This window comes from Microbacterium sp. Bi128 (genome assembly GCF_918698205.1).
This window is the reverse complement of sequence record NZ_CAKKMM010000239.1, coordinates 1-6,090: the sequence shown is the minus strand read 5'-3', so window position 1 is coordinate 6,090 and position 6,090 is coordinate 1. Positions and strand designations below refer to the sequence as shown.

The 6,090-nt window shown below is 61.1% G+C and carries 6 protein-coding genes and 1 pseudogene; all 7 read right to left on the bottom strand.

Annotation, left to right across the window (positions count from 1 at the left end):
* Positions 1-19 precede the first annotated feature (19 nt).
* Positions 20-238 carry a Flp family type IVb pilin gene (locus LQV45_RS15855; RefSeq protein ID WP_230007867.1) on the bottom strand — a complete coding sequence of 73 codons (219 nt, stop codon included), beginning with the start codon at positions 236-238 and terminating at the stop codon, positions 20-22.
* A gap of 282 nt (positions 239-520) precedes the next feature.
* Positions 521-1,399, bottom strand: coding sequence for a type II secretion system F family protein (locus LQV45_RS15850; protein WP_230007866.1), 879 nt, complete (start codon positions 1,397-1,399; stop codon positions 521-523).
* 10 nt (positions 1,400-1,409) lie between these two features.
* A complete protein-coding gene (locus LQV45_RS15845) occupies positions 1,410-2,363 on the bottom strand; it encodes a type II secretion system F family protein (RefSeq protein ID WP_230007865.1) in 954 nt (317 codons plus the stop codon).
* Positions 2,360-3,832 (bottom strand): CpaF family protein, encoded by a 1,473-nt coding sequence (locus LQV45_RS15840; RefSeq protein ID WP_230007864.1) that lies wholly within the window; start codon positions 3,830-3,832, stop codon positions 2,360-2,362. The genes LQV45_RS15845 and LQV45_RS15840 overlap by 4 nt, the downstream gene beginning before the upstream one ends.
* A complete protein-coding gene (locus LQV45_RS15835; RefSeq protein ID WP_230007863.1) occupies positions 3,829-5,034 on the bottom strand; it encodes an AAA family ATPase in 1,206 nt (401 codons plus the stop codon). Before LQV45_RS15835 ends, LQV45_RS15840 begins: the two co-directional genes overlap by 4 nt.
* Positions 5,031-5,741 carry a Flp pilus assembly protein CpaB gene (locus tag LQV45_RS15830; protein WP_230007862.1) on the bottom strand — a complete coding sequence of 237 codons (711 nt, stop codon included), beginning with the start codon at positions 5,739-5,741 and terminating at the stop codon, positions 5,031-5,033. Before LQV45_RS15830 ends, LQV45_RS15835 begins: the two co-directional genes overlap by 4 nt.
* A 97-nt stretch (positions 5,742-5,838) precedes the next feature.
* Positions 5,839-6,090 (bottom strand): annotated as a pseudogene (locus tag LQV45_RS15825) (hypothetical protein); the annotation flags it as partial.

Here is a 6,090-nt window from a genome sequence, read left to right as displayed (position 1 = left end):
CTGAGAGTGGATGCTTAGGCTAAGCCGTGCACGCGGTACCGCTCCACTTAGGCGTCGCCGGTGTCGTGATTCCACAGTTAACGCTCTTGAACATGTCGGTAAGGGACCCGCCGAGCAGGCTCACGGCAACGATGATAACGACGGCGATGAGGGCGACCATGATGCCGTATTCAACGGCGGTTGCGCCTTTCTCATCGCTGCGGAGACGGACAGAGAGGTTTGTGTAAAGAGCAAGCATTGAGGACTCCTGAGCGAGTGAAGGGAAGCTGGCCAGACACCAGCTCTGCCAGAAAGCTAGCAACGCGATTCGGCGGAAGTTACGCTGCTTGCCACATCCTGCGGTAAGACTTCCCTACCTGTACATTTCCTGAGGATTTTCTGCGGATAATCTGCGCTCGAACTGCTCCGAGCCTCAGCGGCGTGGCACACGAAAGGACCCCCTTAGCTCTGGGGTCCAAGGGGGTCCGGTGCATTTAGGCGTGGGTGTTAGACCGCACCGATGCGTTCTGCCTGCGATCTCCTAGGAGAACGCGGCGATGATGCCCATGACGGCTGGCCCCATCAGGATGATGAAGAGCGTGGGGAAGATGCAGAAGATCAGCGGGAAGAGGATCTTGACGGGAATTTTCATGGCGTGCTCCTCAGCACTCTGGCGACGCTTGGTCCTCAATTCCTGGGCTTGTGCCTTGAGGACCTTGGCGATAGCGATGCCGTACGCGTCGGCTTGGACGACTGCCCGAATGAAGCTGCGGAGGTCCGGCGAATCGACTCGCCCGGCGAACGCCAGGTAAGCATCCTTGCGGCTGCGTCCCACTTGTATGTCCTGCAAGGTCCGGGTGAATTCGTAGGCAAGCGGGCCCGTGCCGTTCTGCGCACTCCGCGCCATGGCCGCTTCAAAGCCAAGTCCGGCCTGAACGGAGATCAGCATCTGGTCCAGGGCATTCGGCAGCTCAAGGCGGATCGCTTCGCGGCGCTTCTCCGCCTTTGTCCGGATCAGAAGATCCGGGACGAAGTAGAGGAAGACGACGAAGGCAAGGGCGATGAGGATGCGCTGCGGCGAGGGTTCGACCAAGAAGCCAACCAGGCCCAGGCCGGCGCCGGCCAGCGCCACCAGCGGCTTGACCATTAGCAGCCGCCCCAGCGGCCAGTCCTTGGGCCGCCCGGCCCCGGCAATTTGCTTGTCCAGCCAGGCCACGTAGCCAACCGGTGCCAGCTTCTTGCTGAGAGCTGCAAGCTGCTCGCCTGGCACGGATCGCCCGGCGGGAGTCCCCGCAGATTTCGTTCCGAGGTTAGTTCGGATATTCCGCAGCCCGCTGCGGTCTCCTGTGAAGGCCAGCCAGACCATGCCCGAGACGGGTGCAATGATGGCCAACACGGCGGCCATAGCGATGGGTTGCATGTGTTCCTCCTCAGAACTTCGGCTTGATGAGACGGCTGAGCCAGAAAGCCCCGAGGCTGAGCATGACGGCGGAGGCCGCAATCATGAAGTAGCCGGGAACTGTCGACGAAAACGTCTTGGCGTAGATCGGATTGATGAACTGCAGCGCGATAAACAAAAGGATCGGCAGCGAGATCAAAACCAAGGCGGACACTCGTCCTTCGGCGCTGAGGGCCTTCACTTGGCGCCTGAGCTGGTTCCTGTCGCGGATAGTCTCACCCACGTGGTCTAGTACTTCGGCCAGATCTCCACCGACCTCACGGTGGATTTCTATGGCTTGGGCGATCCAAGTGAAGTCCTCGTTCTTGGTCCGGTCCGCGACGTCAAGGAGCGATTCGCCGAGGTCACGGCCGATGCGAGTCTCGTTGACGACGCGGCTCAATTCGTCAGCCATTGGGGTGTCACTTTCCTGGCCCGCAGCGTCGAGCGAACGCAGCAGGCTATGACCGGCACGCATGCCGCCAGCGAGCATTCGGAGCGTGTCCGGAACCTGATCATCAAACTTTGCCTGGCGGCGCGAGACGAGCAAATTCAAAATCAAGGCGAGCCCAATCGGTGCTGCAATGATCAGGAGAATCGCGGGGAACATGCCTCCCCGCAGAAATCCGACGACGCCCGCCAGTACCGTAATGATGCCAGCCAGGAGCAAGTAATCCGCGGGCTGCTTCTTGAGGCCGGCGCTGTCCAGCCGGCGTCGGGACAGAATGCCCGAAGGCTGGGGCTTGAGCCTTGCGTCGATCACGCCCAGCGTCGCGTCAGTCAGCTTTGTCAGGGTGGAAGGGTGCGCGACGCCGTCCGGCCGGCGCCGGTCCGCCGAAATGACGTTCCGAGACTTCAGGATGACCCAGAAAATGATAACGAGGGCCAAGTAGACCAGCGCCAGGCCAAGAACCATGACCGCAGGGGAGGCATCGTCGGGGATCATCGGACGCTCCCAAGATGCGTCCCGAAAACGGCGGGCGAGATCTGAATGCCGAGTTCCACGAACCTGTCCGTGAACCGCGGACGGACGCCGGTGGGCACCGGCTTGCCGAGGAACCTGCCATTGGCGTCCACACCGGCGGAATAGTCGAAGACAAAGGCATCCTGGAGGGTGACAATATCGCCTTCCATGCCTTGCACCTCGGTGATATGCGTGACCCGGCGGCTGCCGTCACGGAGCCTCGTAATGTGGACGATGAGGTTCACCGCGGAGGCGACTTGTTCGCGGATGGCCCGCAGCGGCAAGTCCATCCCGGCCATCAGCACCAGCGTTTCCAACCGGGCCACTGCATCCCTAGGTGAGTTGGCGTGAACGGTGGAGATAGACCCGTCATGGCCGGTGTTCATCGCCTGGAGCATGTCCAACGATTCGCCGCCACGGACCTCGCCGACGACGATACGGTCCGGCCGCATGCGGAGCGAGTTGCGGACGAGTTCGCGAATGGAAACCTCGCCGCGGCCCTCTATGTTGGCCGGCCGACTCTCCAGCCGCACAACATGCTCCTGCTGCAACTGGAGCTCCACGGCGTCCTCGATGGTCACAATACGGTCTGTCTCGGGGATGAAGGACGACAGGACGTTGAGCAGGGTGGTCTTGCCGGTGCCGGTACCGCCCGAGACGATGATGTTCATTCGTGCCAGGACACATGCCTGCAGGAGTTCAGCCATTTCCGGGGAGAGGCTGCCGAACTCGATGAGCTTGTTCACGGTGAGGGCTTCGCGGGCAAACTTTCGGATAGTCAGCGATGGCCCGTTGACGGCCAGGGGCGGAATGATGGCGTTTACCCGCGAGCCATCGGCAAGGCGGGCATCAACCAAGGGCGAGGACTCATCGATCCGTCGACCTACCCTGGAGACGATCCGTTCAATGACCCGGCGGAGGGCTTCGTCCGAACTGAACTTGGCATCTGTTTTTTGCAGGTGGCCATATTTCTCCACGTAGATGGAGTCATGGCGGTTGACCATGACTTCCGTCACCTCGGGATCGTCGAGAAAACGCTGGATCGGACCGTGACCCAAAACGTCGTCGATGATTTCGCGGGTCAGCCGCTGCCGTTCTGCAGAGCTGAGTGGAACCTGCTCCGCATCCACGACCTCCTTGAGTTCATCCTTGACGTGCTGGTGCAGCTCGGATTCATCCATCGAGGAGTCCGAGATCCTGGAGCCGAGCCGCTCATAGAGGGCCTGGCTTGCGCGCTCTTTGAGCCCGCGGAGGGCCTCGCTGGCTATACCGGCGTTGGGACCGACTTCTTCGACGACGAGTGCCGCACTGGCAGCATCGGCGGCTTTGGCTTCCTGGATTCGGCCAAGGGTCGAGGGGACGCCCGGGCTCGTTTGGGCCTCCGGCGGCGTGGCCGTCTCGCCATCCTGGCTGCCGTGCCGCAATTGTTCAAATCTCCTGGTGAGACTCACTGGACTACCGCCCTTCGGTGGAGCTTGCGATGTGTTCGGTCCTGCCAATTCGGTAGGAAACGGTCAACGAGTTGACGTAGTCCTTTCGCTGCCACGTCCCGGCGGCCGTCCTGGAGAATGGGAACGCCCTTGTTGGTCGAAAACGGCAGAGTCCGGGAGCGCGGTATGGCGACGTCGACCGGCACCCCGATCGTTGCCTCCACGTCGGGGACGGTGAGCCCGCTCTTGCCGTCAGCCATGTTCAGCACAACGTGCCGGCTTTCCGGCATGAGGCCGAGCTCGTTGAGGATGTGGAAACCCGTGCGGAGTCCGCGGATGCTCGGCACGTCCATGCCGCACACCCAGACAGCATCCGTTGCCTGCTCCAGAGCGGCAAGGACATGCTCGCCGAGTCCTGGAGCGGTGTCGATGACCACGTACTGGAACTCATGCCGCAACTGCTTCAGCAGGTTGGTGACATGTGCGGCGGTAATCATCTCCGATTCCACGGGATTCTTCGGCCCACACAACGCATAGATGCCGGCCGAGTGCAATGCCAGGTACGTCTTGAGTACCATGGAGTCTTGGCTGGCCGCACCGGTAACAGCGTCCGTGATCGTATGTTCCGGGTCCAGCAGCAGGCCGCTGGCGACATCCCCGAACTGCAGGTCCAGGTCGACGATGACAACCCCCATTGGCACCACCTTTCCCAGTCCAACCGCGATGTTGGTCGCGATGGTGGTCTTGCCCACGCCGCCCTTCGGAGACATGACGGCGATGACCCGACCTCCGGAACTTCCAGCTGGAGACTCTGTGGCGCGTGGGTTCAGTCCCCTCCGACGGCCGGCTGCGGCCAGGCTGGAACGCTCGACCATCGCCCGGATGCCGTGGATATCGGCCGTGGGGGACAGGATGTCCCGCACTCCCGAACGCATCGCGGCCAGGATGAGCTCCGGGGTCTGCTCCGCAGCCAGGAGGACGCTGATCTCCGGATACTGCAGGTCCAGCAGTGCTGCGTGCTTCAGAGTGTCGTCTATGTCCAGGCCCGGGCCCAAGATGAGGACTTCCGGCTGTTCTCCCAGCAGCTTGCTCAGAAATTCGTCCGGGCCTTCCGGGAGGTAGTCTGCCTGGAACCATTGCAGGCTGCCGCTCATGCCGGCCGTGGCCGAGCGGACCTTTCGTTCGAAGTCGACGCTGGGCGTGATCAATACGAAGCGGCTCATTGGAAGACCCTGATGCGTTCCATGACGACGCTGTTAGTCGTCGTCGAGCTTGCCGATTCCTTGCTGAGGTACACCTTGCCGAACTCGATGGCGTGAACGATCTTCTCTACGTCGATCGAGGGCCGAGCCAAAGTGACGAGGTATCCTCCGTTCGCCTGCGCGGCGCTTGACTTGGAACCGAGGGCGCCGTCGGAAGTGGTTTCCGTCGTCGTTGTTGACTGATCCTGTGCCACGGCGCCCAAGGAGTTCTGGACCGCCGTCACCAGCACCTTATGGAACACCAACTGAGACTGGTCCGGGAGGTTCAGCTTGTCGTTAGCCGCATAGGACAGAATCACGCCGACGGTCTCGCCTGCCTTCAGGCTGCCACCGACGATTCTGTCGAGGGTCAGCTTAACGGTGACTTCCTGCAGTCCGCTGGGGACGGCCGCGCGGCCCGCGCCGACCAACTGTGCCGGGTCCACCATGCGGGTGCTCAGGAGCTGTTCGCCAGGGACCAGTCCGACGGCGGAGACCTGCTGGCCGAGCTCAGCCAAGGTGGTGACGCTGCCGCTCGCCACCGCTGACTTGGGTACAGATTTTTTGACTACCGAATCACCGAAGTTTGCCGCGGAGGTTCCGGCCGCAATTTCTTTTTGAACCACATAGACCTCAGCGGTTTCGGTGTTTGCCAGGGCGCGCCGATCGGCGCCTTGGACGTAGGACACAAGCAGAACTGTTCCGATTATGGCCACAACGAGTGCAGCGATGCCTCCCAGTAGGCGAGCTTTCAATTCTTCCACCCCTTTAGAAATGAATCAGTTGTTATTTAATGAGACCGAGAATTTTAATATTTCCGGTTGGGGTGGACGAACCACCCGTAAATACGCCTGGATCGGCGAAATAACCCACGAATGTCCCGTAAAGGCCTTTTTGGCTCGTAGTAAATACGTTGTCGGGATCATAGGAGTTGCCAGGAAACCTCCAACCTTGAACTTCAAAACCCGCCCACTTCTCGATCATGTACTGCACGTTGCTGCCAGTGCAGGGCGAGAACATGTTCTTGCAGGTGTACTT

Excerpts from the sequence above, each read along its gene's own strand:
- LQV45_RS15855 (WP_230007867.1), bottom strand. The coding sequence starts at position 238 with ATGCTTGCTCTTTACACAAACCTCTCTGTCCGTCTCCGCAGCGATGAG.
- LQV45_RS15850 (WP_230007866.1), bottom strand. The coding sequence starts at position 1,399 with ATGCAACCCATCGCTATGGCCGCCGTGTTGGCCATCATTGCACCCGTC.
- LQV45_RS15845 (WP_230007865.1), bottom strand. The coding sequence starts at position 2,363 with ATGATCCCCGACGATGCCTCCCCTGCGGTCATGGTTCTTGGCCTGGCG.
- LQV45_RS15835 (WP_230007863.1), bottom strand. The coding sequence starts at position 5,034 with ATGAGCCGCTTCGTATTGATCACGCCCAGCGTCGACTTCGAACGAAAG.